General features: G+C 66.6%; 22 protein-coding genes and 4 tRNA genes. 13 read left to right on the top strand and 13 right to left on the bottom strand.

Features of this window, described 5'->3' with window-relative positions; translation table 11 throughout:
• Window positions 1-65 precede the first annotated feature (65 nt).
• Genes pstC through pstB form a run of 3 tightly spaced genes read left to right on the top strand, consistent with a single transcriptional unit; the run spans window position 66 to window position 2,725 of the window.
• Entirely contained in the window at window positions 66-1,037 is a 972-nt protein-coding gene (gene pstC / locus OG203_RS21740) for a phosphate ABC transporter permease subunit PstC (RefSeq protein WP_405167940.1), read from the top strand.
• A complete protein-coding gene (gene pstA, locus OG203_RS21735) occupies window positions 1,037-1,939 on the top strand; it encodes a phosphate ABC transporter permease PstA (protein ID WP_405167447.1) in 903 nt (300 codons plus the stop codon). The genes pstC and pstA overlap by 1 nt, the downstream gene beginning before the upstream one ends.
• 9 nt (window positions 1,940-1,948) lie before the next feature.
• Window positions 1,949-2,725, top strand: a complete 777-nt coding sequence (pstB, locus tag OG203_RS21730) for a phosphate ABC transporter ATP-binding protein PstB (protein WP_379282160.1) — start codon at window positions 1,949-1,951, stop codon at window positions 2,723-2,725.
• Window positions 2,726-2,858: 133 nt separating this feature from the next.
• On the opposite strand, the gene phoU is transcribed toward pstB, so the two are convergent.
• The 7 genes from phoU to OG203_RS21695 all read right to left on the bottom strand — a co-directional run bounded on the left by phoU (window position 2,859) and on the right by OG203_RS21695 (window position 11,019).
• A complete protein-coding gene (phoU, locus tag OG203_RS21725) occupies window positions 2,859-3,521 on the bottom strand; it encodes a phosphate signaling complex protein PhoU (RefSeq protein WP_029901066.1) in 663 nt (220 codons plus the stop codon).
• Between the two features lie 100 nt (window positions 3,522-3,621).
• Entirely contained in the window at window positions 3,622-6,027 is a 2,406-nt protein-coding gene (locus tag OG203_RS21720) for an LCP family protein (protein ID WP_405167446.1), read from the bottom strand.
• Between the two features lie 191 nt (window positions 6,028-6,218).
• Window positions 6,219-7,361, bottom strand: coding sequence for a tRNA dihydrouridine synthase DusB (gene dusB / locus OG203_RS21715; RefSeq protein ID WP_405167939.1), 1,143 nt, complete (start codon window positions 7,359-7,361; stop codon window positions 6,219-6,221).
• A gap of 186 nt (window positions 7,362-7,547) precedes the next feature.
• The gene (locus OG203_RS21710; protein WP_405167445.1) at window positions 7,548-8,426 is read right to left on the bottom strand and encodes an SDR family oxidoreductase; all 879 of its coding nucleotides are present in this window, start codon (window positions 8,424-8,426) and stop codon (window positions 7,548-7,550) included.
• A 28-nt stretch (window positions 8,427-8,454) separates the two neighbouring features.
• Window positions 8,455-8,889: an SRPBCC family protein gene (locus OG203_RS21705; protein WP_405167444.1), complete on the bottom strand. Its 435-nt coding sequence runs from the start codon at window positions 8,887-8,889 to the stop codon at window positions 8,455-8,457.
• Window positions 8,890-8,935: 46 nt separating this feature from the next.
• The gene (locus tag OG203_RS21700) at window positions 8,936-10,135 is read right to left on the bottom strand and encodes a lipid-transfer protein (RefSeq protein WP_405167443.1); all 1,200 of its coding nucleotides are present in this window, start codon (window positions 10,133-10,135) and stop codon (window positions 8,936-8,938) included.
• Entirely contained in the window at window positions 10,132-11,019 is an 888-nt protein-coding gene (locus tag OG203_RS21695; protein ID WP_405167442.1) for a MaoC/PaaZ C-terminal domain-containing protein, read from the bottom strand. Before OG203_RS21695 ends, OG203_RS21700 begins: the two co-directional genes overlap by 4 nt.
• 140 nt (window positions 11,020-11,159) lie before the next feature.
• On the opposite strand from OG203_RS21695, the gene OG203_RS21690 reads away from it, so the two are divergent.
• Window positions 11,160-12,203, top strand: a complete 1,044-nt coding sequence (locus OG203_RS21690) for an AraC family transcriptional regulator (RefSeq protein WP_405167441.1) — start codon at window positions 11,160-11,162, stop codon at window positions 12,201-12,203.
• An 82-nt stretch (window positions 12,204-12,285) separates the two neighbouring features.
• On the opposite strand, the gene OG203_RS21685 is transcribed toward OG203_RS21690, so the two are convergent.
• Entirely contained in the window at window positions 12,286-13,152 is an 867-nt protein-coding gene (locus OG203_RS21685; protein WP_405167440.1) for an SDR family oxidoreductase, read from the bottom strand.
• Between the two features lie 155 nt (window positions 13,153-13,307).
• Complete coding sequence (locus OG203_RS21680; RefSeq protein ID WP_405167439.1) at window positions 13,308-14,453, bottom strand: acyl-CoA dehydrogenase family protein; 1,146 nt, start codon at window positions 14,451-14,453, stop codon at window positions 13,308-13,310.
• 151 nt (window positions 14,454-14,604) lie between these two features.
• Here OG203_RS21680 and OG203_RS21675 point away from each other — a divergent pair, with 151 nt between their 5' ends.
• On the top strand, window positions 14,605-15,255 hold the full coding sequence (locus OG203_RS21675; RefSeq protein WP_405167438.1) for a hypothetical protein: 651 nt from the start codon (window positions 14,605-14,607) through the stop codon (window positions 15,253-15,255).
• Between the two features lie 170 nt (window positions 15,256-15,425).
• Here the strand turns inward: OG203_RS21675 and OG203_RS21670 are convergent, their stop codons facing one another.
• The 3 genes from OG203_RS21670 to OG203_RS21660 form a co-directional block, all read right to left on the bottom strand.
• Window positions 15,426-16,397 (bottom strand): acyl-ACP desaturase, encoded by a 972-nt coding sequence (locus OG203_RS21670; protein WP_405167437.1) that lies wholly within the window; start codon window positions 16,395-16,397, stop codon window positions 15,426-15,428.
• A 281-nt stretch (window positions 16,398-16,678) separates the two neighbouring features.
• A complete protein-coding gene (locus OG203_RS21665) occupies window positions 16,679-17,272 on the bottom strand; it encodes a DUF937 domain-containing protein (RefSeq protein WP_405167436.1) in 594 nt (197 codons plus the stop codon).
• A 248-nt stretch (window positions 17,273-17,520) separates the two neighbouring features.
• Window positions 17,521-17,593: transfer RNA gene (locus OG203_RS21660), tRNA-Lys, on the bottom strand.
• An 848-nt stretch (window positions 17,594-18,441) separates the two neighbouring features.
• On the opposite strand from OG203_RS21660, the gene OG203_RS21655 reads away from it, so the two are divergent.
• The 8 genes from OG203_RS21655 to OG203_RS21620 all read left to right on the top strand — a co-directional run bounded on the left by OG203_RS21655 (window position 18,442) and on the right by OG203_RS21620 (window position 22,099).
• A complete protein-coding gene (locus tag OG203_RS21655; RefSeq protein ID WP_405167435.1) occupies window positions 18,442-19,107 on the top strand; it encodes a TetR family transcriptional regulator in 666 nt (221 codons plus the stop codon).
• Window positions 19,108-19,202: 95 nt separating this feature from the next.
• Window positions 19,203-19,275: transfer RNA gene (locus OG203_RS21650), tRNA-Glu, on the top strand.
• A 28-nt stretch (window positions 19,276-19,303) separates the two neighbouring features.
• Window positions 19,304-19,377: transfer RNA gene (locus OG203_RS21645), tRNA-Asp, on the top strand.
• A gap of 59 nt (window positions 19,378-19,436) precedes the next feature.
• Window positions 19,437-19,510 (top strand) — tRNA-Phe (locus tag OG203_RS21640).
• Between the two features lie 432 nt (window positions 19,511-19,942).
• Complete coding sequence (locus OG203_RS21635) at window positions 19,943-20,260, top strand: ArsR/SmtB family transcription factor (RefSeq protein WP_405167434.1); 318 nt, start codon at window positions 19,943-19,945, stop codon at window positions 20,258-20,260.
• Entirely contained in the window at window positions 20,257-20,751 is a 495-nt protein-coding gene (locus tag OG203_RS21630; protein WP_405167433.1) for an SRPBCC domain-containing protein, read from the top strand. The genes OG203_RS21635 and OG203_RS21630 overlap by 4 nt, the downstream gene beginning before the upstream one ends.
• A 195-nt stretch (window positions 20,752-20,946) precedes the next feature.
• Entirely contained in the window at window positions 20,947-21,114 is a 168-nt protein-coding gene (locus OG203_RS21625; protein WP_405167432.1) for a hypothetical protein, read from the top strand.
• A gap of 283 nt (window positions 21,115-21,397) precedes the next feature.
• The gene (locus OG203_RS21620) at window positions 21,398-22,099 is read left to right on the top strand and encodes a polyprenol monophosphomannose synthase (protein WP_378723044.1); all 702 of its coding nucleotides are present in this window, start codon (window positions 21,398-21,400) and stop codon (window positions 22,097-22,099) included.
• Between the two features lie 61 nt (window positions 22,100-22,160).
• Here OG203_RS21620 and OG203_RS21615 read toward each other — a convergent pair whose 3' ends face one another.
• The gene (locus OG203_RS21615; protein ID WP_405167431.1) at window positions 22,161-22,598 is read right to left on the bottom strand and encodes a DUF6069 family protein; all 438 of its coding nucleotides are present in this window, start codon (window positions 22,596-22,598) and stop codon (window positions 22,161-22,163) included.
• Window positions 22,599-22,628: the final 30 nt, after the last annotated feature.

The following is a 22,628-nucleotide window of genomic DNA, read 5'->3' as shown; positions in this document are numbered from 1 at the left end:
CTGAGGTGACCGCCGCGGGCTCGTCGGATTCGACGGGCCCGCGGGCGGCCGGAGACATTGCCCCCATGTCGAGTGATCCGAGCACCGAGCCGGCCAAAAAGGCTCGCCCCGCCCAGAGCAATCGGGCCGAGACCATCTTCCGGTCTCTTGCCACCGCTTCGGGCGCGACCATCGTCGCCGCCATCGCGCTGATCGCGCTGTTCCTGCTGATCCGCGCGGTGCCCTCGGTTCTCGCGAACGACGCGAACTTCCTCACCAGCACCGAATTCAGCACCTCCAACGCCGACCACCTACGGTTCGGCATTCGTGACCTGTTCATGGTCACGGTGCTGAGCGCGGTGTTCGCGCTGGTGATCGCGGTGCCGATCGGTGTCGGTATCGCGCTGTTCCTGACCCACTATTCGCCGAAGACCTTGGCGCGGCCGTTCGCGATGCTCGTCGATCTGCTCGCCGCGGTGCCGTCGATCGTGTTCGGCCTGTGGGGTGTGCTGGTACTCGCGCCGAAGTTGGAACCGGTGCAACGGTTCTTGAACGAGAAGCTCGGCTGGTTCTTCCTGTTCTCGGACGGCAACGTGACCATCTCGGGTGGCGGCACCATCTTCACCGCGGGTGTCGTGCTCGCCGTGATGATCCTGCCGATCATCACCTCGGTCTCCCGCGAGGTCTTCAACCTCACCCCCGCCGCGCACATCGAGGCCGCGCACGCGCTCGGCGCAACGAAGTGGGAAATGGTCAGGATGACCGTGCTGCCCTACGGCCGCAGCGGTGTGATCGCCGGTTCGATGCTCGGCCTCGGCCGCGCGCTCGGTGAAACCATCGCGGTCCTCGTCGTGCTGCACACCTCGGCGAAGGCGGGCGGCTGGTCGCTGTTCGACGGCGGCTACACCTTCGCCTCCAGGATCGCGGCCTCGGCCTCGGAGTTCAGCTCACCGCTGCCGACCGGCGCCTACATCGCGGCAGGCTTCGTGTTGTTCGCGCTGACCTTCGTCGTCAACGCGCTTGCGCGGCTCGCCGCGGGCGGAAGGGTGAACGGGTGATGACAACGACAACGCTCGACAAGCCGATCAAGGCGCCGACGTTCCGTGACGTCAGCACCAGCCGCAAGATCCGCAACAACCTCGCGACCGGCCTGGTCTGGCTGTGCTTCGCGGTCGCGCTGATCCCGCTCGCCTGGGTGCTCATCATGGTGGTGAGCAAGGGCTTCGAATCCGTTGCCTCCCTTGACTGGTGGCAGAAGTCGCAGAAGGGCATCCTGCCCGATCAGTCCGGCGGCGGTGTGTACCACGCCATCTACGGCACCATCGTGCAGTCGGCCGTCGCCGCGGTGATCGCGGTGCCGCTCGGCATCATGGCCGCCGTCTACCTGGTCGAATACGGACGCGGCTGGCTGGCCAAGACAACAACGTTCATGGTGGACATCCTCGCGGGTGTGCCGTCCATCGTCGCGGCGCTGTTCATCTTCGCGCTGTGGATCGCCACCTTCGGCGCGCCGCAGAGCGCGTTCGCGGTGTCGCTGGCGCTGGTGCTGCTGATGCTGCCGGTGGTGGTGCGCAGCACCGAGGAAATGCTGAAGCTGGTTCCGGACGAACTGCGCGAGGCGTCCTACGCGCTCGGCATCCCGAAGTGGAAGACCATCGCGCGGATCGTGGTGCCGACCGCGATGCCCGGCATGATCAGCGGCATCCTGCTCGCCGTCGCCAGGGTGATGGGTGAGACCGCGCCGGTGCTCGTGCTCGTCGGCTACAGCAAGTCGATCAACACCAATCTCTTCGACGGCAACATGGCCTCGCTGCCGCTGCTGATCTACCAGGAGCTGGCCAACCCGGAGCCCGCGGGCCGGGCCAGGGTGTGGGGTGCGGCACTGACGCTGATCCTGCTCATCGCGCTGCTGTACGCGGCGGCCGCGGTCGTCAACAAGCTGCTCACGCGGAATCGATAGGAAACTCAGATGGCCAAGCGGATCGACGTCAAAGACCTGAACATCTTCTACGCGAAATTCCACGCGGTCGCCGACGTGGACCTGACCGTGCTGCCGCGCAGTGTCACCGCCTTCATCGGCCCGTCGGGTTGCGGTAAGTCCACCGTGCTCCGCTCGCTCAACCGCATGCACGAGGTGACCCCGAACGCCCGCGTCGAGGGTGCGGTGCTGCTGGACGGCGAGGACATCTACGGCTCGCAGGTCGACCCGGTCGGCGTGCGCCGCACCATCGGCATGGTGTTCCAGCGCCCGAACCCGTTCCCCACCATGTCGATTCGTGACAACGTGGTGGCCGGGCTGAAGCTGCAGGGCGTGCGAAGCAAGAAGGAGCTCGACGAGGTCGCCGAGCGCTCGCTGCGCGGCGCCAACCTCTGGAACGAGGTGAAGGACCGGCTGGACAAGCCGGGCGGCGGCCTGTCCGGCGGTCAGCAGCAGCGGCTGTGCATCGCCCGCGCGATCGCGGTCTCCCCGGACGTGCTGCTGATGGACGAGCCCTGTTCGGCCCTCGACCCGATCTCAACGCTGGCGATCGAGGACCTGATCACCGAGCTGAAGAAGGAATTCACCATCGTCATCGTCACCCACAACATGCAGCAGGCCGCGCGCGTGAGTGACCAGACCGGCTTCTTCAACCTGGAGGCGCAGGGCAAGCCGGGTCGGTTGATCGAGATCGACGACACCGAGAAGATCTTCTCCAACCCCGGCCAGAAGGCGACGGAAGACTACATCTCCGGTCGCTTCGGTTAAACGACGAGCGAAAAGGCCCGCACCTCAAGGGTGCGGGCCTTTTTACGTTTCGATGATGCTGTGCCACAGCTGATTTCGTGAGCGGCAGGGACGCGCTGGTCCGTACCCCCGCGAAATCAGTTGCGGCGGTTACTCAGGACTCAGCGTCGGGGTCTGGCGGCAATACTCCGGTGACCAGGAAGATAACGCGACGGCCGATCTCGACGGCGTGGTCGGCGAAGCGCTCGTAGTAGCGGCCGAGCAGGGTGACGTCGACGGCGGCGGCGACGCCGTACTTCCAGTCGCGGTCCATCAGCAGCGTGAACAGGTGACGGTGCAGGTCGTCCATCGCCTCGTCGTCCTCGTTGAGCTGCGCGGCGCGCTCCGGGTCACGAGTCTCGAGCACCTCTTTGGCTCCGGCGCCCATGTTGACCGCGATGCGGCCCATCTCGGCGAAGTAGCCGTTGACCGCCTCGGGCAGCGCGTGGTTGGGGTGGCGCCGCCGGGCCACCTTGGCCACGTGCAGCGCGAGCGCGCCCATCCGGTTGACGTCGGCGACGATCTGGATCGCGCTCACCACCTGCCGCAGGTCGCCCGCGACCGGCGCCTGCAGCGCGAGCAGCGCGAACGCCCGTTCCTCGGCGTCCTGGATCAGCTCGGCGATCCGATCGGACTCGGTGATCACCTGCTCCGCCAGGGCGAGGTCGGCCTGGAGCAGTGACTGGGTTGCCCGGTCCATGGCCGACCCGGCCAGACCGGCCATCTCGCCCAACAGTTGGGCGAGATCGGCCATTTGCTCGTTGTAGATGACACGCATGAAACCAGACATTAGTTCCCGGCGCTGACCAAGTCACGAACACAGGGTGAATGACCGGTGCTTAACGTTAGCGCCGGTGTTGCCGCAGGTGAGGTCCTGCCTACTTACAGGTCTCGTCGGCGGCGTTGACGTGCTCCAGATCGGACGGCAGGGTGACCGGCGTCGCAGGGGCCATCGCGGGCATGTTCGAGATCGGATCACCGACCGGTGTCGGCGCCTTCACCGTGCCGGTGAAATCGCCGCCGATGACGACCTCGACGATGCCGCCGAGATCGTTCGCCGACTCCATCAGCGCGCCGGGGATCGAGCTGGCCACCGTCGCCGCCGCGGCCTCCTGGCCCGGCCCGTAGCGGACCTTGGAGGTGACCTCGTTGCCGCCGGAGTAGTTGCCGATATTGAAGATCCCGAAGCCCTGGTTGCCGAGCTTGGTCGCGGCCCGCTGGGCCAGACCCGAGGTGCCGGAGCCATTGGAGACCAGCAGCGACACCGTGCTCGGATCGACCGAGGTCAGCTTGGGCGGGGTGGGCGGCGCCGACGGGATGGAGCCGGGGGCCGGGGTCACCTTCTTCTCGCCGGGCAGCGGCTGGTCGTCGCGGATCGCCTTGAAGATCGCCTTGATGTCCTGCTCGCGCGGGATCTCGTTGCCGTACGAGGTGGTGCCCGCGGTGGGGATGGTCAGGAAGGTGACGGTGCCGGCGTCCAGTTTCTGCAGCGAGCGGCCGAGCGTGAGCAGGTCCGCGGGCTGGACCTTGTCGACCCAGGTGTGTTTGGTGAATTCGCCGATGAAGCTGTTCAGCTTGCCCGGATCGAAGAGCACCTTGCTCGACAGCGCGCCGCGCAACAACGAGGCCATGAAGCGTTGCTGCCGGTTGATCCGGTCGTAGTCGCTGCGTTCCTCGCCGTAGACATGCCTGGCGCGCACATAATTCAGCGCGGTCGCGCCGTTGATCATCTGCTTGCCCGGGTTCTCCAGCACGGTCCCGAGGATCTCGTCGTTGATCGGCTTCGGCGCGCACACCTCGACGCCGCCGATCGTGTCGACCATCGCCTCGAAGCCCGCGAAATCGACCGCGATGAAGTGGTTGATCGCGCTGCCCGTCATCCGCTGAATCGTGGTGAACAGGCACTTGGGCCCGCCGAGCGCGTAGACGGCATTGAGCTTGTCGCCGATCGCCGAGGGGAAGGTCTCGCTGGTGTATTGGACCTTGTCGTTGTCCCAGCCATTGCACTGCGGCCTGGTGACGTCGAGATCGCGGGGGAACGAGACGACAACCACGCGCGAACGGTTCTTCGGGATGTTGACCAGCATCACGGTGTCCGCGCGGGAACCCTCGGCATCGTCCTGTGTGCCGGCGCCGAGCTGACTGTTCACGCCCGCGCGGGTATCGGTGCCGACGAGTAGATAGTTCTCGTCACCCAGCTGGGCATCGGAGTCGACGACGTCATCGGAGTTGTCGGCGATCGCGGAGATCTGGGTGAAGCTGTTGCCGGTTGACCGCAGATAGCTCCAGCCGCCACCGGTGGTGAGCAGGCAGAGCACCGCGAACATCGTCAGGGCGCTGCGGCCGGCCAGGCGTAGCCGCTTGTTGCGGCGCTGCTTGCTTGCGGCCAGGCGGGACAGTGGCGCGGCGCCGACGGATTTCGGTTGTGCGGCACCGTCTTCGTCGCTGGTCGGCCAGTCGGTCTTCTTGCGCTTGGCGCGGGTGGTCTCGACCAGCGGGGGCAGGATGTCGGTGACCTCTTCGGCCGTTTCCTGCTTCGCGCGCGCCAGTGGGGTGGCTTTACCGAGGTCCTCGGCTGGGGCGCGCCGGTTGGGGGTCCGCGCGGCGGGTGTGCCACTGATGTCCTGGACGACCGCTGAACCGGCCGTGCGTGGCGGCGGACCGTCGGCGGAGCGCCGGGGTGGCTGTTCGGTCGGGTGCCCGGGCGCCGGTTGGCGTCGAGCGGGCGGATCGCCTTGGCGGCGAGCTGCCGGATCTGCTTGGCGTGGCGGTTCGGCTTGGCGGCGAGCTGCCGGGTCTGCTTGGCGCGGGGGTTCGGCTTGGCGGCGAGCTGCCGGGTCCGGTTGGCGTGGCGGTTCGGCTTGGCGGCGGCCTGCCGGGTCTGCTTGGCGCGGCGGTTCGCCTTGGCGGCGGGCCGCCGGGTCCGGTTGGCGCGGCGGGTCACCTTGGCGGCGTGGTGGATCCGTAGGGCGGCGCTGGGTTGGCTCTGCGGGGCGCGGGTCGGATCCCGCGGGTTCACCGCGGCGGCCTCGGCTCGGCGCGGCACCGGTCTCCGGTGTGGCCGCGGCTCGCCGTCCCCGGCGGCCGGAGCGCTCGTTGTCGACCTTCTGAACCAGATCCTGCACGGTCAGCGGTGCGGAGCCCGCGTCGGCGGTGGCATCGGTATGACGAGAGCGCCGAGACGTCCGGGAGCCGTCTCGCTCGGTGTTGTCCTCCGTGGGATAGCGCTCCCACGGGGCGCGATCTCCGGGCCGTGGCGAACGCCCGTGCCGATCGTCACCCACCAACGAACCTCGCTTTTCGTCTACGTCGCCACCTCGGGCCGTACTCGACCGGCATGACCGATTCCGCAATGATAACGATTCCGCCACGGTGAGCCACCCGAGTGTGAAATCGAATTGGCCACAGTGTCGTTTGGATACCCGATTCGCGATCGCTTCGCCTGGGTATCGGCTGCCCGTTATCGCCCGGTTTGTCAGCCGCCGCTGTGCATTACGTCAGCGCCGTGCGGGACGGACGGGTCCTGCGGGTCGTCGAGCCAACCGTGCGGCAGCGCGACTTTCCCTGGGGAGCCTTGTCTTCCGCGCGGACCTTCGGCGTCCTTCGGGAACGGAGCGGTCGGATCAAGCTGTCCGACAAGGTCTTCCAGCTCGGTGAGCCTGGACACCGTCGCGAACGAGCGCCGCAGATCGGCGCCGACCGGGAAGCCCATCAGGTACCAGGCCATGTGCTTGCGTAGGTCGCGCATGGCCTTGTCCTCGCCGAGGTGCTCGGACAGCAGCGCGGCGTGCCGGTACAGCACCTCGCCGACCCGGCCAAGGTTCGGCGGTTCCGGCAGCGCCTCGCCGCGCAGCGCCGCCTGGAGTTCGGCGAACAGCCACGGGCGGCCGAGGCAGCCGCGGCCGACCACGACGCCGTCGCAGCCGGTTTCGTCCATCATCCTGACCGCGTCGGCGGCCGAGAAGATATCGCCGTTGCCGAGCACCGGAATGGTGCTGACGGCCTCCTTGAGCCGGGCGATGGCCGACCAGTCGGCCTGGCCGGAGTAGCGCTGGGCGGCGGTCCGCGCATGCAGCGCGACCGCTTGCGCCCCTTCGGCTTCCGCGATGCGTCCGGCGTCGAGGTAGGTCAGGTGTTCGTCGTCGATGCCGATCCGGAACTTGACCGTCACCGGGATGCCAGCCGGTTCGGCGGCGCGCACCATGGTGCGCACGATCTGGGTGAACAACGCCCGCTTGTACGGCAGCGCGGCACCGCCGCCGAGCCGGGTGACCTTGGGCACCGGGCAGCCGAAGTTCGTGTCGATGTGATCGGCCCAACCCTCGCCGGCGATGATCCGCACCGCTTCGCCGAGGGTGGCCGGGTCGACGCCGTAGAGCTGCATCGAGCGCGGCGATTCGTCCGCGTCGAACGACATCATCTCGAGGGTCTTCTCGTTGCGCTCGACCACCGCACGCGCGGTGATCATCTCGCAGACATAGATAGAGGTGGGGCTACCGAATTCGCGGCACAGCTTACGAAACGCCAGATTCGTGATGCCCGCCATCGGCGCGAGCACCACCGCCGGATCGACCGGATACGGCCCGATCCGCAGCGCGCTCGTCGCCCCGGTAGTCATCGTCACGCCGTCCAGTGTCTCATTTCCGCACGTAAGGGGCCTGTGCGGGCCTAGAACGGCTGGTGAGCCGTGACGATGGCCGCTGGGCGGAACGGCCGCGGCGGCGTCAGCGGGCGCTGAATATGGCATACCTCACACGGCCACGCTCGCCGACGAGCGGATCCGCGCGTCGGCGAGCGCGTCGAGTCAGCCGAGGTCCGGCAGCCGGTCGGCCAGATCGGCCAGCTGCCACGGGCCGTCGGTTTCGATGGTCTTGGTGGCGGTCCATCCGTTGAGGGCGGAGATCGCACCGCCCTGGACCGCGAAGACCTTGCCGGTGATCGGGCACTTCTCCTGGGCGAGGTAGGCGACGATGGGTGCGATGTTTTCCGGGGCAAAGGCATCGAACTCGCCCGCCGGGACCTCCTCGGCGAACATGGCGCCCATGCCGGGGGTCGCCAGGGTCAGCCGGGTGCGGGCGACGGGGGCAATGGCGTTGGCGCGCACGCCGTATCGCTCCAGTTCGAGCGCGGCGACCTGGGTGAGCGCGGCGATGCCGGCCTTGGCCGCGCCGTAGTTCGCTTGACCGGGATTGGGCATGAAGGTGCCCGACGCGGAGGCGGTATTGATCACCGACGCCGCGACCTGCTGCCCGGCCTTCGACCGCTCCTTCCAGTACGCGGCGGCATGGTGCAGCACCGCGAAATGGCCCTTGAGGTGCACCGCGATCACCGCGTCCCACTGCGCCTCGTCCATCGCGGCGATGAACGCGTCGCGCAGGATGCCCGCGTTGTTGACCAGGATGTCCAGCCCGCCGAAGGCGGTGATCGCCTGCTCGACAAGGGCTTTCGCGCCCGCCCAGTCGGCGATGTTCGCGCCGTCGGCGACCGCGCGCCCGCCCGCCGCGACGATCTCGTCGACCACCTGCTGCGCGGGCCCGGCGTCGGCGCCGACGCCTTCGTTGTTGCCGCCGAGGTCGTTGACCACTACGGCGGCGCCTTCGGCGGCGAGCAGCAGCGCGTGTGCCCGGCCGATGCCTCGGCCTGCGCCGGTGACGATGGCGACGCGTCCGTCCAGCGAACCCATGATGTTCCTTTCGATGCGGAGTACGCGGTCAGGCGAGCAGACCGGCGAGGTTGGTGAGGGAGGCGTCGAGTTCCTTGGTCGAGGCGCGCTCGATCGCGCCGCCGATCGCGCCGACCATCATCTGGCTGATGAACTCCGCGTCGATGGTGACCAGAGAAGCGTTGTCGCCCTTGGTATCCACCGTGAGCGTGAAGCTGATCTGCGCGCCGGCCAGGCCGACGCCGGAGAACTTCGTCGAGTTGGGGGCGTCGTAGGCGTCGACGGTGAAGGTGATGGTGTTCGCCATCCCCATGATGGTGAGCACCTCGGTCATGGTCGCCCCGGTGGACAGCTGCGCGGGCGGCAGCTCCTTCCACTTGGTGTGCACCGTCAGCCACTCCTCGAAGCGGTTCGGGTCGGACAGCACCGCCCACACCTTCTCCTGCGCGGCCGGAAACTCCTTGGAAACCTTGGCCTGTGCCATGGTGGTTCTCCTCTACTTCGGTAAAGCGATTGGCGTGGCGCCGAATTCAGCGATCGGCCGGACGGTAGGCGGTGACGATCGCGGCACCGCCGAGGCCGATGTTGTGCGCGAGTGCGACTTTCGCGTCGGCGACCTGGCGCGCGTCGGCCTCGCCGCGCAACTGCCAGGTCAGCTCGGCGCACTGGGCCAGGCCGGTGGCGCCGAGCGGGTGTCCCTTGGAGATCAGGCCGCCGGACGGGTTGACCACCCAGCGCCCGCCGTAGGTGGTGTCCTCGGCGTCGACCAGCTTGTGTCCCTCGCCCTCGCCGCACAGGCCGAGCGCCTCGTAGGTGAGCAGCTCGTTGGGGGAGAAGCAGTCGTGCAGCTCGATCACGTCGAGGTCGTCGGGTCCGATGTCGGCCTGCTCGTACACCTTTCGGGCCGCCGCGGCGCTCATGTCGACGCCGACCAGCGAGCGTGCCGTCTTGGTGGCGAAGCTGGATTCGAGGTCGGTCACCAGTGCCTGGCCGACGATTTCCACGGCCCGGTCGCCGAGATCGTGCTCGTCGACGAAGCGCTCACTGGCCAGCACCGCGGCACCCGAACCGTCCGAGGTCGGCGAGCATTGCAGCCGGGTGAGGCCGAGCGGCTCGTAAACCATTTTGGCGCCGGTGATCTCGTCGAACGTGTACACGTCCCGGAACTGCGCGTACGGATTGTTCGCCGAATGCCGGTGGTTCTTCTCGGCGATCTTGGCGAAATGCGCACGGGTGGAGCCGTATTGCTCCATGTGCTCGACCCCCGCCGCGCCGAACATCCAGGGCGCCACCGGCATCGCGAACTCGCGCAGCTCGGCCAGCGCCTCGATGTGGCGCAGCAGCGGCTGCTCCCGATCGGTGTAACCCGCCGCCAGCGAACCGGACTGCATCTTCTCGAAGCCGAGCGCCATGGCGCAGTCGGCGAGCCCGCCGCGAATCGCCCTGGCCGCCAGGTACAGCGCCGAGGACCCGGTGGAGCAGTTGTTGTTCACGTTGACCACCGGCAGCCCGGTCAGCCCGAGCTCGTAGATGGCGCGCTGCCCGCTGGTCGAATCGCCGTAGACGTAACCGACATACGCCTCCTGTACCTGGTCGTAGCGGATGCCAGCGTCGGCAAGTGCCTTGCTGCCCGACTCCTGCGCCATGGCCGGGTAGTCCCAGCACTCGCGGCGGCCCGGCTTCTCGAACTTCGTCATGCCGACACCGATGACGAAAACCCTGTTGCTCATATCGTTTCCTTGTCGAATGCGGGCTCGAACTCCGCGAGCCCGTCCTGGATGACGAATTGGTCACTGTCGGACCAGGTTTCGAAGGCGTAGCGATCGCGCCCGTCCTTACGGCCGATCGCCCACCCCGCGGTGGTGATGGTCTGCTCCGGGAAGGCGGGCGAACTCAACCGCACCGCAAGCCTTTTCAGCCTGGCCGGGTCGTCCGGGCTGATCCGGGTGATCAGCGCGTGCGAGAGGAACGCGATGGTGCACAGGCCGTGGATGATGATGCCGGGCAGCCCCATCGCCTTGGCGAACTCGTCGACGAGGTGGATCGGCATCGGGTCGGCCGCGGCTCTGGCGTAGCGGAAGGTCTGGTCCGCGTCGAAGGTCTGCGCCGCGAGGAAGTCCGGCTCGCTGGCACGCATGTTCTCGTCGAAGGAGTGTGCCGGGCTCGGTTCGCCGCGAGCGCCGTCGAATCGGCCGCCGCGGAAGAAGCCGACGAAGTACTGCTCGTTGACCAGGTCGCCGCCGCCGACGCTGTAGGTCTCGATGTGCGAGGTGACGACGACACCCGAGGATTTGCCCTCGATGCCGATCGGCCGGGCCCGCACCTGCAGCGTCTCGCCGGGTTTGATCGGCCGGTGGAACCGGAAGTCGTGCTCGCCGTGCAGAATTCGCAGCATCAGCTCGTCGGGCACCACGGACATCGCGGCATCGGCCATCATCACCATGATCGGCACCACCGCGAAAACCGGTGGCGCGTAAACCCCTTCGAGATGGTGTTCGAGCGGATCATTGGTCGCGGCGGCATAGGCGATCGTGCGCTCCCGGTCCACCTCGAACGTGTCCCGCGCGCCCCAGTTGCCCAACCGCTCCAGGTTGAACGTCGTCCCATCGGTCACTGCTGCCTCACCCCGTCGTTGCCCATACCGCAACGCTAGGAATCGGCGGCCGCGGCCGGGATGACCGCGCTGCGCACGTTCGGTGACCGCCGCGCTCACCGCATCCGGCCTGGTAGGTTCGCCTCGGTGAGGAGGTTGAGGTGACGGCGAGGACGGTGCCGATCGATTTCGTGCGCTCCGCCGTCGCCACCGCCGAGCGGCAAGGCGTCGACATCGAACAGCTGCTCGGCAGCGTCGGGGTCGCACCCGAGCTGCTCGCCCAGGATCGGGCGCGGGTGACGGTCGATCAGGTGGCCACGACCATGCGTCAACTCTGGCGGATCACCGACGACGAACTGTTCGGCCTCGGCCCGGCGCCCGTGCCGCGCGGCTCGATCCGGCTGGTCGGCTTCGGCCTGATCGGCTGCCGCGATCTCGGCTCGGCGATCGCGCGGTTCGGCGAATACCAGCGACTGCTGCCCGGCTTGCCACCGATGGCGGTGACCACCGACGGCGCGCGCACCCGCTGCACCCTCGACACCAGCGTGCTCGCCGCGGGCGAGGAACTGCTCACCGTCTTCCTGCTCGCGGCGATACACCGGATGATCTCCTGGGGCATCGGTCGCCGAGTTCCCTTGCGCCAGGTCGAGTTTCCGTATCCGCGGCCACGCAATATCGCCGACTACGACCTCGTCTTCGGTGCCCCGCTCGTCTTCGAGGCCGTCACCGCGGCCCTCACCTTCGACAGCGAGCTACTGAGTGCGCCGCTCACCAGGACCGAGGAAGATCTCATCGACTGGGCCCGCAATGCCCCCATCGACGTGCTGTCCCGGCGCGATTACGGCACCTCACTGGCCGAACAGGTGCGCAAGATCCTCGTACGCGGCCTGCGCGGTGGCCGGGGCACGGCGGCCGACGGGGTTGGTGAGCACTGGCCCACCGCCGATGAGGTGGCCAAGCGGCTGGCCATGAGCCCGCAGACGGTGCGCCGCAAGCTCGGCGAGGAGGGCACCTCGATCACCCAGATCCGCGAGGACATCCTGCGCGACGCGGCGGTGGCCAGCCTGGTGCGCGGCGACGAGACGGTCGAGGCGCTCTCGGCCCGGCTCGGTTTCTCCGAACCGAGCGCCTTCCGGCGCGCGTTTCGCCGCTGGACCGGTAGTCCGCCCGGTTCCTACCGTGGTTCCCGGCCAGTCACGGGTTGAATCTTCCTGCGCGACAGTATGTTCGCCGCAGGCAAACGCTCCGTCTTCCCTGGCCGATGGGTCAAGTCGCGGTATCGGGTTCCTACTGGCCGCGCAGGCGACGGTGGTACTTCTCTCGGATCACCGGGTCGGGCTGCGCGTAAGCCGTTGTCGCCCCGGTGAATCGCGCGACAACGAGCTGCGCCCGATACGGCAGCAGCTGCGCCGACTTGATGATCGCGGCCAGCCTGCGCGGCACCGTCACGATCGGCGTGCCCTTGACCACCGTTCGCACGATCGCCTGCGCCACATCCTCTGGGTCCACCGTCGTCATCGGCTCGATCCAGCTCGGCATGTTCGCACCGGCCGACAGTTCGGTGCGCACGATGCCAGGCAGCACCATGGAGACCAGCACGCCGTGTTCCTTCAGCTCCAGATGCAGCGCCGAGGTGAACCCGATCACCGCGTGCTTGGTCGCGCAGTAGGTGGCCAGCCCCGGAAAGCCTTGCGTCCCAGCCAAGGACGCGATGTTGATGAGGTGCCCGCTGCCGCGCGCCAGGAAACGCTTGGTGGCCAGCCGTGATCCGGTGATCACCCCGCGCAGGTTGATGTCGACGATCCGATCGGTCATCGCCTCGTCCTCGTCCGCGAACAGCCCGGTCGGCATGATGCCCGCGTTGTTGACGAGCACATCCAAAGGCCCCAGCGCGGTTTCGAGTTGATCGAGGAACGCGGCGAACGATTCGCGATCGGTGACGTTCAGCGGCAGGCCGACGATCTTGGCGTCCGGGTCCGCGCCGAGCTCCACCGCCGTCTTGGCGACCAGCTCCACATCGATGTCCCCGATCGCGACCGTGGCGCCCGCCCCGAGAAACGCCTCGGCCGTGGCCCGGCCGATACCGCGGGCCCCGCCGGTGATCGCGACGACCTTCCCGGTGAGCGGCCCCTCGCCATTCGGTGCACTGGTCATAGTGTCGGCCTTCCTATTTCGTGATTCGATCGATCACGCACCGGTCGTCGGTCACCCGGTCGACCGGTGCGGCGCGATATCCCCAGTGTCGGCGTTGACCGAGGGATCTTCGGCGAATTCGGCAATCACGAAGCGGCGCGGCGGAACTGATGCGCTCACAGTCCGCGCGCGATGATCTCCTTCATGATCTCGTTGGTGCCGCCGTAAATCTTCTGGATCCGCGAATCGGTGAAGATCCGCGCGATCGGATACTCGGCCATGTATCCGTAGCCGCCGAACAGCTGCAGGCAGCGGTCGGCCAGGATGTTCTGCTGCTCGGACAGCCACAGCTTGGCCTTGGCCGCGGTGGAGATGTCCAGATCGCCGGTGACGTGCTTCTCGACGCAGTCGTCGAGGAAACTCCAGCCGACGGTCACCGCTGTATCGCATTCGGCGAGGGTGAATTTCGTGTTCTGGAACGCGAAAAGCGGCTTGCCGAAAGCGGATCGCTGCTTGGTGTAGTCCAGCGTCAGCTCGACCGTCTTCTCCATCGTCGCCATCGCGGTGACGGCGATGATCAGCCGTTCCTGCGCGAGCTGCTGCATCAGCTGGATGAAGCCCATGTTCTCGGCCTCGCCGATCAGGTTCGAGCGCGGCACCCGCACCTCGTCGAAGAACAGCTCACAGGTGTCCTGCCCGTGCTGGCCGATCTTGTGCAGATTGCGCCCGCGCCGGAAGCCGTCCCTGCTCGTCTCGACCGCGACGAGCGAGAGACCGCTCGCGCCGCCCTGCTCGTTGGTCTTGGCGACCACAAGCACCAGGTCGGCCAGGAAACCGTTGGAAATGAACGTCTTCGCGCCATTGACGACGTACTCGTCACCCTGCACGGTCGCGGTGGTGCGGATCGCCTGCAGGTCCGATCCGGTGCCAGGCTCGGTCATCGCGATCGCCGCGACCATCTCCCCGGACGCCAGCTTCGGCAGCCAGGTCTTCTTCTGCTCGTCGGTGCCGTACCCGGCGATGTAGTGCGCGATGATCGTGCTGTGCACCGGCCCGCCGAAGCTGGGTGCCATCGCGCGCACCTGCTCGATGGCGATCACCGCGTCATGCCGGAAGTCACCGCCCCCGCCGCCGAACTCCTCCGGCACGCTCGGGCACAGCAGGCCGAGTTCGCCTGCGCGCAACCACACTTCGCGGTCGATATGCTGCTGCTGGGCCCAGCGCTCCTCGTGCGGCGCGCATTCCTTGCCGAAGAACTCGCGCGACAGCTCGGCCAGCGCGTCCATCTCCGCATCCATCCACCGTGAGCGGTGCCTTGCCATGTTCGCCCGTCCCTTCGCACACCGACGCCGTCGTCGTGCCCTCACCGTAGGAACTCCCTGGTCGGGTGGGTAGGACCGAGCCGCCCGAATCCGATGACCGCAGCGCTCTCGCTTAGCCTGAATCCGAACCAACACCCATCGGAGAGGTCGAATGGCAGAACCGATCGAAGACGCCGAAACGGAGACCGACGACAACAGCACCGACGCCGCGCCGGCGCCGGCGGACAGCACGGAAACGAAATCCGGCAAAGCGTCCGACAAGCCGAAGGACGAACGTCCGGGAACGGTATCGATTCGGGTATCGACGGTGCTGCTAACCGCGGCGATCGCCGCGCTGGTGGTGGCGGTCTGCGTGCTCGCCGGGTTTCTCTGGTCGGCTCGCGGCGATATCGCCGACCGAAACACCAAGGCGGCCGACGAGCAGAAGGCCGAGCGGATATCGACCGATTACGCGGTCGGTGCCGCGACACTGAACTACCAGGACATCAATGGGTGGGTGAACCGGCTCAAGTCGAATACCACCCCGCAGTTGGCGAACAAGTACGACGCGGTCGGCAGCAAGCTCGAACAGATTCTGGTTCCGTTGAAGTGGACATCGACGGCGACGCCGGTTACCGCGAAGGTCGTTTCCGAGCAGGGCAGTGTCTACAAGGTGAATGTGTTCGTGAACGTCAGCAGTACGACCGCGCAGAATCCGGAAGGTGTGCAGACCGTCGCGACCTACAACGTCACGATGGATAAGAACGCCGACTGGAAGATCACCGATGTCGGTGGAATCGACGGCGCGCTCCCTGGGAAGTAACCAGGGCCATTGCGGTAAGCGCAACGTTTGACGGTTTATTGCGTCGAAGCCAATCTTCGACGCAATAAACCTTCGAAGTACGGAATAGTCGGGCCCGGTGTTAGCCGGACATGCGCGAGCCGCCGCCCGGTAATCCGGACGGCGGCTCGATGTCTACCCAGGGGGCGAGCTCAGCTCGCGTTGCTGCTTGCCATCTGGCGTTCGGCCTTGGCGGCCTCGCGGGCGAGCATGCGGTCGCGCTGTTCCTCGAACTTCAGCACGTCCTTGCCGAGCTTGTCGAGGTACGTGGCGAGCCGCTCGCGGCAGGCCTCGCCGCGGGCGGTGAAGTCCTCGCGCTCGAAGATGCTCCACTTCTTGAGCACCGGCTGGACCACTTCTTCCATGTGCTGGCGCAGGTCGTAGATGCCGTGCTTGGCCATGAGCACGCCGTTGCGGCGGAAGTTGGGCATACCGGCGCCCGGCATCTGGAAGTTCTCCAGGATCAGCGTGATGGCCTCGATCGCCTGGTCCGGGGACAGGTCCAGCGCGGCGGCGCACATGTTGCGGTAGAAGATCATGTGCAGGTTCTCGTCCGCGGCGACGCGCTGGAGCATGCGGTCGGCGATCGGGTCGTCACAGACCTTGCCGGTGTTGCGGTGGCTGACTCGGGTGGCCAGTTCCTGGAAGGTCACGTACGCGACGGAGTGCAGGAAGCCCGCGTCGGCCTCGGTCGGCGACGCGAAGCCGTTGGTCATGTGGATCATCCTGGCCTCTTCGAGGGCGACCGGATCCACACCGCGGGTGACTACCAGGTAGTCCCGCATCACGATGCCGTGCCGGTTCTCCTCGGCGGTCCAGCGGCCGACCCAGGTGCCCCACGCGCCGTCCTGGGAGAAGTTCTCGGCGATCTCGCGGTGGTAGGAGGGGAGGTTGTCCTCGGTCAGCAGGTTGGTGACCATGGCGGCCTTCGCGACCTCGCTCAGCCGGGACTGCTCAGGATCCCAGTCGATGCCCCCGAGTGCGGCGAAATTGCGGCCTTCATCCCACGGGACGTAGTCGTGCGGATGCCATTCCTTTGCCATGGAGAAGTGCCGGTTGACGTTTTCTGCGGCAACCGGCTCCAACTCCGTAAGAAGCTCGAGTTGAGTCAGATCCCTTGCCATGAGTAACCCTTCAGTCTGTGCGTCCGGTCGTGCAGGTCATCCCCCCAAGGTAGACCGATCCGTGCGGCCATACCTTACGGCACCGTAGGTGTGATGCGAAGCGCATCCAAATGCCTGTTGATACCCCGTGATGCACGTCATACGCCGTCGTTGGCGTTCGGCGACCACTATCGAGTGTATGGCTTCGGCCCGCAGCGAGGGGATTATCGCTGCGAGCCGAAGAGTGTTAGCCGCGCGTGCCGCATCGCACAGCGCGCGGCGAATTGCATAAGCTGCCCAGCTCAGCGTTTCCCGCCGAACAGGCCGCCGAGCACGTTCCCCAGGGCGCCACCGGCGTTCTTGGCCAGCGCCTCGCCGATCGCACCGCCGATGCCGCCGCTCTTGCTGCTGCCGCCTAGCAAACCGCCGAGCACATCGCCGATGCCGCCGTTGCCGGACTGCGGCGCGGACTGCGGCGCCGCGTTTCCGCCGCCACCGGTCATCTGCTTGGCCAGGTAGGCGAGCACGATCGGGGCGAGGATGGGCATCAGCTTGGCGATCAGGTCGTTGCCGCCGGTGCCATCGGTCGCGCCGAGCGTACTGATCACGGTGTTCTTCTCGTCGCCGAAGACGTTCTCGACGATCTTCGAGCCGTCCTCGACGTCGACCTTGTCGATGTCGACCTGACCCGCGCCCTCGACGAGGTCGCCATGGTTGTCCAGCGCACCGACGAGGGAGGCCGCGCCTGCTGGCTCGGTCGCGTTCGCCTGCAGCCCGCCGAGCAGAGTGGGCAGTGCGGCTTTGACCGCGTTCGTCGCGGTGCTCTCGTCGACGCCGAGCTTCGCGGCGATCTGGGCGATGGGTACCTGGGAGAGCAAATCATCGAAGGAAGTCATCAGCTCCGCCTTGTCGAGGGATGACCCGGGATTGCCCGTGTCGCGCTCACAGTAGGGGAATGCCCGGATGGAGTGTGGTCTTTCGCAACCGCGCGCCGAGGCGCGTTCTCAGTATGGACCTCGCGCCGCGGACCCCGACAGTCCTGCTGAAACGCGACCACCGTGGGGAAACGCGACAGCCGGGCGGAATCGCGATGGTCGGCGCTGAAACGAGAGCGGGCGCCCGGTAGGACCGGGCGCCCGATGAGTGCCCCCAGTAGGGCTCGAACCTACGACCTGCGGATTAAAAGTCCGTAGCTCTACCAACTGAGCTATAGGGGCGCGGTGGGCCAGTGTAGTGGGCGCGGCGCGATGGCCCAAATGGGGGAGTGGCGTGCGCCGCCGGTTAGGTGTGCCTCGGAGCGCGACGGTCGGCGAGTAGTGGCAATCTGACGCCGAGACTTGTTGTGGCGCCTAGTAACGCGGGATGTGTGGCGCACGATCCAGCCGGTAAACATTTGGTACCCAACTTTGTTCATTGCGCCGAGAATTGGCTACGATCCAATCATGTTGGCTAGCAATGTCTTTGGATTTGCGGGGGGTGAGGGGCCTGAGCGCGGGTTGGGTGAGCGGGCAGGCCGCTGGCGATGGCCGGTGTTCCGGTCGGCCGGTCTCCTCGGGTGAACGTTGCTGGGACGCTGTCGAATTGGGGGAACGGGCACGGAGGGAAGCTTGGTTGCGCGATGTTTGCTGTAACAGTAAACCGGGCCGGTCAGTTACCTGACTCGTCGGTTTGCCGCGTGTCGGATGGGGTTTCCGGGTACGGTGACGACTTGATGAATTCCGCAAGAATCGGCTACTCGTCCGGCGATTCGGAATTCGGCTTATCGTTGATGTGCCCGAACGTGTCGCGAGCGGTCCGGCCGATCGTGGCTTCCCTGAAGACAACGCCGCAGGAGGCAGATCCGAGACGAAGAAATACCCGGGTGCGCACCCCCTGCGGCGCACCCGGGCAGGAAAACTATACCAGCTGGTGTGTTTCAGGTTTTTCGCAAGTTTTCGTACCGAAAGTTTGAAACTGGGCGAAAACCCGGTTTGAAGTATTGATAAAACTCATAACTTCGCGCCAAGGGCCCGTTCCTTTGGGGGTGGCTGTTTGGCGGCGAGTAGGCTTCGGAGGCGTTTCGAGCATGGCACGGCAGCAAGAGCGGGCCCGCCGGACACGTGCGGCGATTATCAGGTCCGCCGCCGTTGAGTTCGGGAAGAGCGGCTATGCCGCTGCATCGCTCAACCGCATATTGGAAGGGTCGCGTGCCACCAAGGGCGCCATGTACTTCCATTTCGATTCCAAGGAAGATCTCGCGCGCGCCGTACTGGAGACGGCGGTCGAACGCTATCGCGCATCGGCCGAGCGTTGGCTCGGTCGAACAGATCTCGGACCACTGGACGTCATGCACGGCATGATCGACGAGATGGCATTACGGCTCGAACACGACATCATCGTGCAGGCCGAATACCGGTTGATCATCGAGCCCGACTTCTATCGGGACGTGCAAACCGGCGGTGGCCGGATTCTGGGGCGCGCCACCCGCGCGCTCACGGTCCGCGCCATCGACCAAGGGCAACTGCGCGCCGACGCGGACGCCGACCGGTTCACCCGCACGCTGACCGCCGCGCTGGCCGGCCAGCGCTACATGGTCGACGCGCAGGGCACCAGCATCGATCTGCGTGCCCGCTTCCAGGAAGCACTCGAGGTGATCATCGAATCCATGTCCACTCCCGAGTGGATCGAGAAGTTCCGCAACGACGGCTGGCGCGCGCACGCCCGCCTCGAAGAGCTCAGTTTGGGACTCTGATCAGCCGATTTGGGAATCGAGTCCGGTCTGTCATAAGCTAACCGGGCTCCCAACGGACAGCCGTTGAAGCCGGTTCCGGAGAAATCCGGAGACGAGCCCCCTTCGTCTAGCGGCCTAGGACGCCGCCCTTTCAAGGCGGTAGCGCGGGTTCGAATCCCGTAGGGGGTACGGTCTTCGGACCGTTAGAAGTATGCAAGGCCCTGTGGCGCAGTTGGTTAGCGCGCCGCCCTGTCACGGCGGAGGTCGCGGGTTCGAGTCCCGTCAGGGTCGCAAGTGAGGCGCCGGAGCAATCCGGCGTTTCGCGTATGGCATTCAACTCGGGTGCCTGCGGCCAGGTAGCTCAGTTGGTACGAGCGTCCGCCTGAAAAGCGGAAGGTCGCCGGTTCGATCCCGGCCCTGGCCACTCCACTCGTAGGTGAGCCCTGCACGCGGAAGGCGCGTGCGGGGCTCGTTTCGTTCGTGTCTTGTGGGGGTGCAACCCCCACGCCCCGCTCGGCGGGGCTTCGCCCCCCGAACCCCCCGATCGTGGTCGCGTTGGGGTGGTGGGCTGCGGATTCGGGCTATGCCCACTCGGGCTATGCCCACTCGGTGAGATTTGCTTCCGGCCCTCCCTGGGTGTCGTTGTGGCGGGTGCGTGGTTGGCTGCGGGTTCGGGCTTTATCTGCTCGGTGAGGTTGCTCTCACGATCGCGGGTGGGGTCGTCTCTAGTGGGTGGCTGTGGGCTCGGTGTGTGCCCGTTCGGTGAGTTTCGTTCCTAGCTGTTGGCCCGTGCTGGGCCAATCGGCTCGGCTTTATATGCCTTGACAGTTATATAACTGGAGTGGAAACTAGGTGAGTGACCACGGCTAGTGTTTTTCAGGTTTTGGGTGAGCCGAGCAGGTTGGCGATCCTGGAGGTTTTGCGGGAGGGGGAGCAGCCGGTGGGGGAGTTGGTTGGGCGGTTGGGGATCAGCCAGCCTGCGGTTTCCAAGCATCTTCGGGTGTTGAAGGAGGCGGGGCTGGTGGACGTTCGGGTGGATGCGCAGCGGCGGGTGTATCGGATTCGGACGGAACCGCTTGTGGGGTTGGACGATTGGCTGGCGCCTTACCGCCGGTTGTGGGACACGCATCTCGACCTACTGGAAGAGCATCTCGAGCGACGGAGGCAGGAATGAGTCAGGCAGAGCTTCGTAACGATGGGGCGCGACCGGCGGTGCGGCTGGAGCGGGAGTTGGCGGATCCGCCCGCGGTGGTGTGGCGGGCGATCACCGAGCGGGAACAGTTGCGCGCGTGGTTTCCGTGTGACGTGGAGGTGGCGGGTGGTGTGTGGGAGGTTGGGGCGACTATCACGTTCGACTTCGGGGCTGAGATGAGCGAAATGACGCTCACGGGGGAGGTATTCGCCGCCGATGAGCCCAAGCTCCTGGTCTTCAGCTGGGGCGAGGAGCGGTTGCGTTTCGAACTGACGCCGCAGGGGAGCGGAACCCACCTCGTCCTGATCGATGAACTGGCCCCGGACGCCGCGGCCCGCAACGCCGCCGGTTGGGACGGCTGCCTCGACCGCCTCGCCGGGCTGGAACCCGGCAACTGGCAATCCCGCTTCGACGCCTACGCCGCCACCTTCGAACCCGTCCTCGGCCCCCAATCCGGCCCTCCCACCACCTGATCCACGGCGAACGGGACATGGTGGCGGAAAAGTGCGAGTAGAGCCGCCGTCATGTCCCGTTCGCCGTTCGGGGTGGTGCTGGCGCCGACGGCGGTGCCGTGTCTGGCGGGGCCTGGCGTGCCACTCTGGGCGCCACCCCGCCGGTGATCTTGGAAATGGGGATGTGGGGGCGGGGGTGGTGGAATGCTGGGGGGTATGGCTGAGCGCTGGTATTACTGCTTGAAGCACAAGCGGGCCGAGAAGGGGCGGCAGTGCTGGTTTCAGGATCGGATGGGGCCGTATCCGGACCAGGCGACCGCGGAACGGGCATTGGACATCGTCAAGGCGCGCAATGCGCAGGCCGACGCGGGGGACGCGGAGTGACGCGATGGTGACCGCAGGCGGGTAGTCCGGTGTGCGGCAAGTGATCTGGTAGCGACGGTGGGCGCGGTGGTCGGCATCGGGCGGAAAACGCGCGGTGAAAGTGAACTTGTGGCACGTACGGGTGTGCGCGCGATACGGGCGGCCAAGTAGATCCACTCAGGCCTGGTTCAGACCTATCAAGTACGGTTTCTCAGAAATCAAACGAATGCTCTGTGGTCCTGACGTGGGCTGCGAGCTGGACCAGGATCAGCAGGGAGGGCGACCCTTGAGGGTTACCGTTGTTGTGCCGACCTACAACGAGCGGGAGAATCTGCCGGTTGCGGTGGAGCGGCTGACCGCGCTGCCGGTGCCCGACCTGCATGTGCTCGTGGTCGACGACAGTTCGCCGGACGGGACCGGTGAGGTCGCCGACAAGCTGGCCGCGGAGCTGCCGAACGTGGTCGGCGTGCTGCACCGAACCGAGAAGGACGGGCTCGGGCGGGCCTACATCGCGGGGATCACCCGGGCGCTGGACGAAGGCGCCGACGTGGTCATCCAGATGGACGCCGACCTGTCGCACCCGGCCGAGGTGATTCCGGCCATGCTGGAGAAGCTGACGACCACCGACGCCGGTGTCGTGCTCGGCTCGCGCTACGTGCCAGGCGGCTCCACCGCCGACGAATGGAAGTGGCACCGCAAGGCACTGTCCGCGTGGGCCAACTTCTACGTGAACCTGATCCTGCGGCTCGGCGTGAAAGACGCCACCGCCGGATTCAAGGCGTGGAAGGCGGACACGCTGCGCGCCATCGACGTCGCCTCGATCCGCAGCAACGGATACTCGTTCCAGGTCGAGATGAACTACCGGACGGTCAAGAAGGGCATCGAGATCGCCGAGGTGCCGATCCGCTTCGAGGAGCGCACCCTCGGTGCCTCCAAGATGAGTCTGAAGGTGCAGCTGGAGTCGGCGCTGATGCCGTGGAAGCTGCTCTTCGGCCGCTCGGTCTAGTAAAGACATCCACAGGGCCCCGCATCCGCAACGGATGTGGGGCCCTGCGTCGTTCGCGGGTTCAGCTGTCGGACAATCCACGGCGCATCGCTTCCAGGCCGACGATGAGCACCGGTGCCAGCACCACGTGCATGACGGACAGCGTGACGGTGGTCGTGGTGTCGAAGGCCGCGGCAACGGTCAGGCCGATGGTCGCCACGGCGAGCACGCCGCCGACGATCTGGGCGACCCGCAGCACGCCGACCCACCGGTAGGAGATCAGCGCGGCCAGCGTCAGGCCGATGAGCAGCGGCAGCGCGGACGAGAGGATCACCGTGCCCGCCCCGACCTGTGTGGTGACACCCTTGTCGACTACCTCGAACGAGCCGCCCGCCGCCTCGCCGAGCAACCAGACGACCAGATTGACGACGACAGAAACCGCGACGCTGGCGATGATCGCGATCGGGCGGTTGACGGCCGGGATCCGCAGCGTGGGTGCAGCGGTTCGCGTGATGGTCATGATGTTCTCCCTCATCCGGAGCTGTGTGCT

Origin of the sequence: Nocardia sp. NBC_01499 (assembly GCF_045040275.1) — a bacterium.
Taxonomy (GTDB): Bacteria; Actinomycetota; Actinomycetes; order Mycobacteriales; family Mycobacteriaceae; genus Nocardia.
Note: the sequence above shows the minus strand (reverse complement) of the source record. Positions and strands in the feature narration are given on the sequence as shown.

Excerpts from the sequence above, each read along its gene's own strand:
- OG203_RS21625 (WP_405167432.1), top strand. The coding sequence starts at position 20,947 with ATGGCTGAGCGCTGGTATTACTGCTTGAAGCACAAGCGGGCCGAGAAG.
- OG203_RS21680 (WP_405167439.1), bottom strand. The coding sequence starts at position 14,453 with ATGGCAAGGCACCGCTCACGGTGGATGGATGCGGAGATGGACGCGCTG.
- OG203_RS21615 (WP_405167431.1), bottom strand. The coding sequence starts at position 22,598 with ATGACCATCACGCGAACCGCTGCACCCACGCTGCGGATCCCGGCCGTC.
- pstC (WP_405167940.1), top strand. The coding sequence starts at position 66 with ATGTCGAGTGATCCGAGCACCGAGCCGGCCAAAAAGGCTCGCCCCGCC.
- OG203_RS21710 (WP_405167445.1), bottom strand. The coding sequence starts at position 8,426 with ATGGGTTCGCTGGACGGACGCGTCGCCATCGTCACCGGCGCAGGCCGA.
- OG203_RS21705 (WP_405167444.1), bottom strand. The coding sequence starts at position 8,889 with ATGGCACAGGCCAAGGTTTCCAAGGAGTTTCCGGCCGCGCAGGAGAAG.
- pstB (WP_379282160.1), top strand. The coding sequence starts at position 1,949 with ATGGCCAAGCGGATCGACGTCAAAGACCTGAACATCTTCTACGCGAAA.
- OG203_RS21655 (WP_405167435.1), top strand. The coding sequence starts at position 18,442 with ATGGCACGGCAGCAAGAGCGGGCCCGCCGGACACGTGCGGCGATTATC.
- phoU (WP_029901066.1), bottom strand. The coding sequence starts at position 3,521 with ATGCGTGTCATCTACAACGAGCAAATGGCCGATCTCGCCCAACTGTTG.
- OG203_RS21685 (WP_405167440.1), bottom strand. The coding sequence starts at position 13,152 with ATGACCAGTGCACCGAATGGCGAGGGGCCGCTCACCGGGAAGGTCGTC.
- OG203_RS21665 (WP_405167436.1), bottom strand. The coding sequence starts at position 17,272 with ATGACTTCCTTCGATGATTTGCTCTCCCAGGTACCCATCGCCCAGATC.
- OG203_RS21700 (WP_405167443.1), bottom strand. The coding sequence starts at position 10,135 with ATGAGCAACAGGGTTTTCGTCATCGGTGTCGGCATGACGAAGTTCGAG.
- pstA (WP_405167447.1), top strand. The coding sequence starts at position 1,037 with ATGACAACGACAACGCTCGACAAGCCGATCAAGGCGCCGACGTTCCGT.
- OG203_RS21675 (WP_405167438.1), top strand. The coding sequence starts at position 14,605 with ATGGCAGAACCGATCGAAGACGCCGAAACGGAGACCGACGACAACAGC.
- dusB (WP_405167939.1), bottom strand. The coding sequence starts at position 7,361 with ATGACTACCGGGGCGACGAGCGCGCTGCGGATCGGGCCGTATCCGGTC.
- OG203_RS21670 (WP_405167437.1), bottom strand. The coding sequence starts at position 16,397 with ATGGCAAGGGATCTGACTCAACTCGAGCTTCTTACGGAGTTGGAGCCG.
- OG203_RS21630 (WP_405167433.1), top strand. The coding sequence starts at position 20,257 with ATGAGTCAGGCAGAGCTTCGTAACGATGGGGCGCGACCGGCGGTGCGG.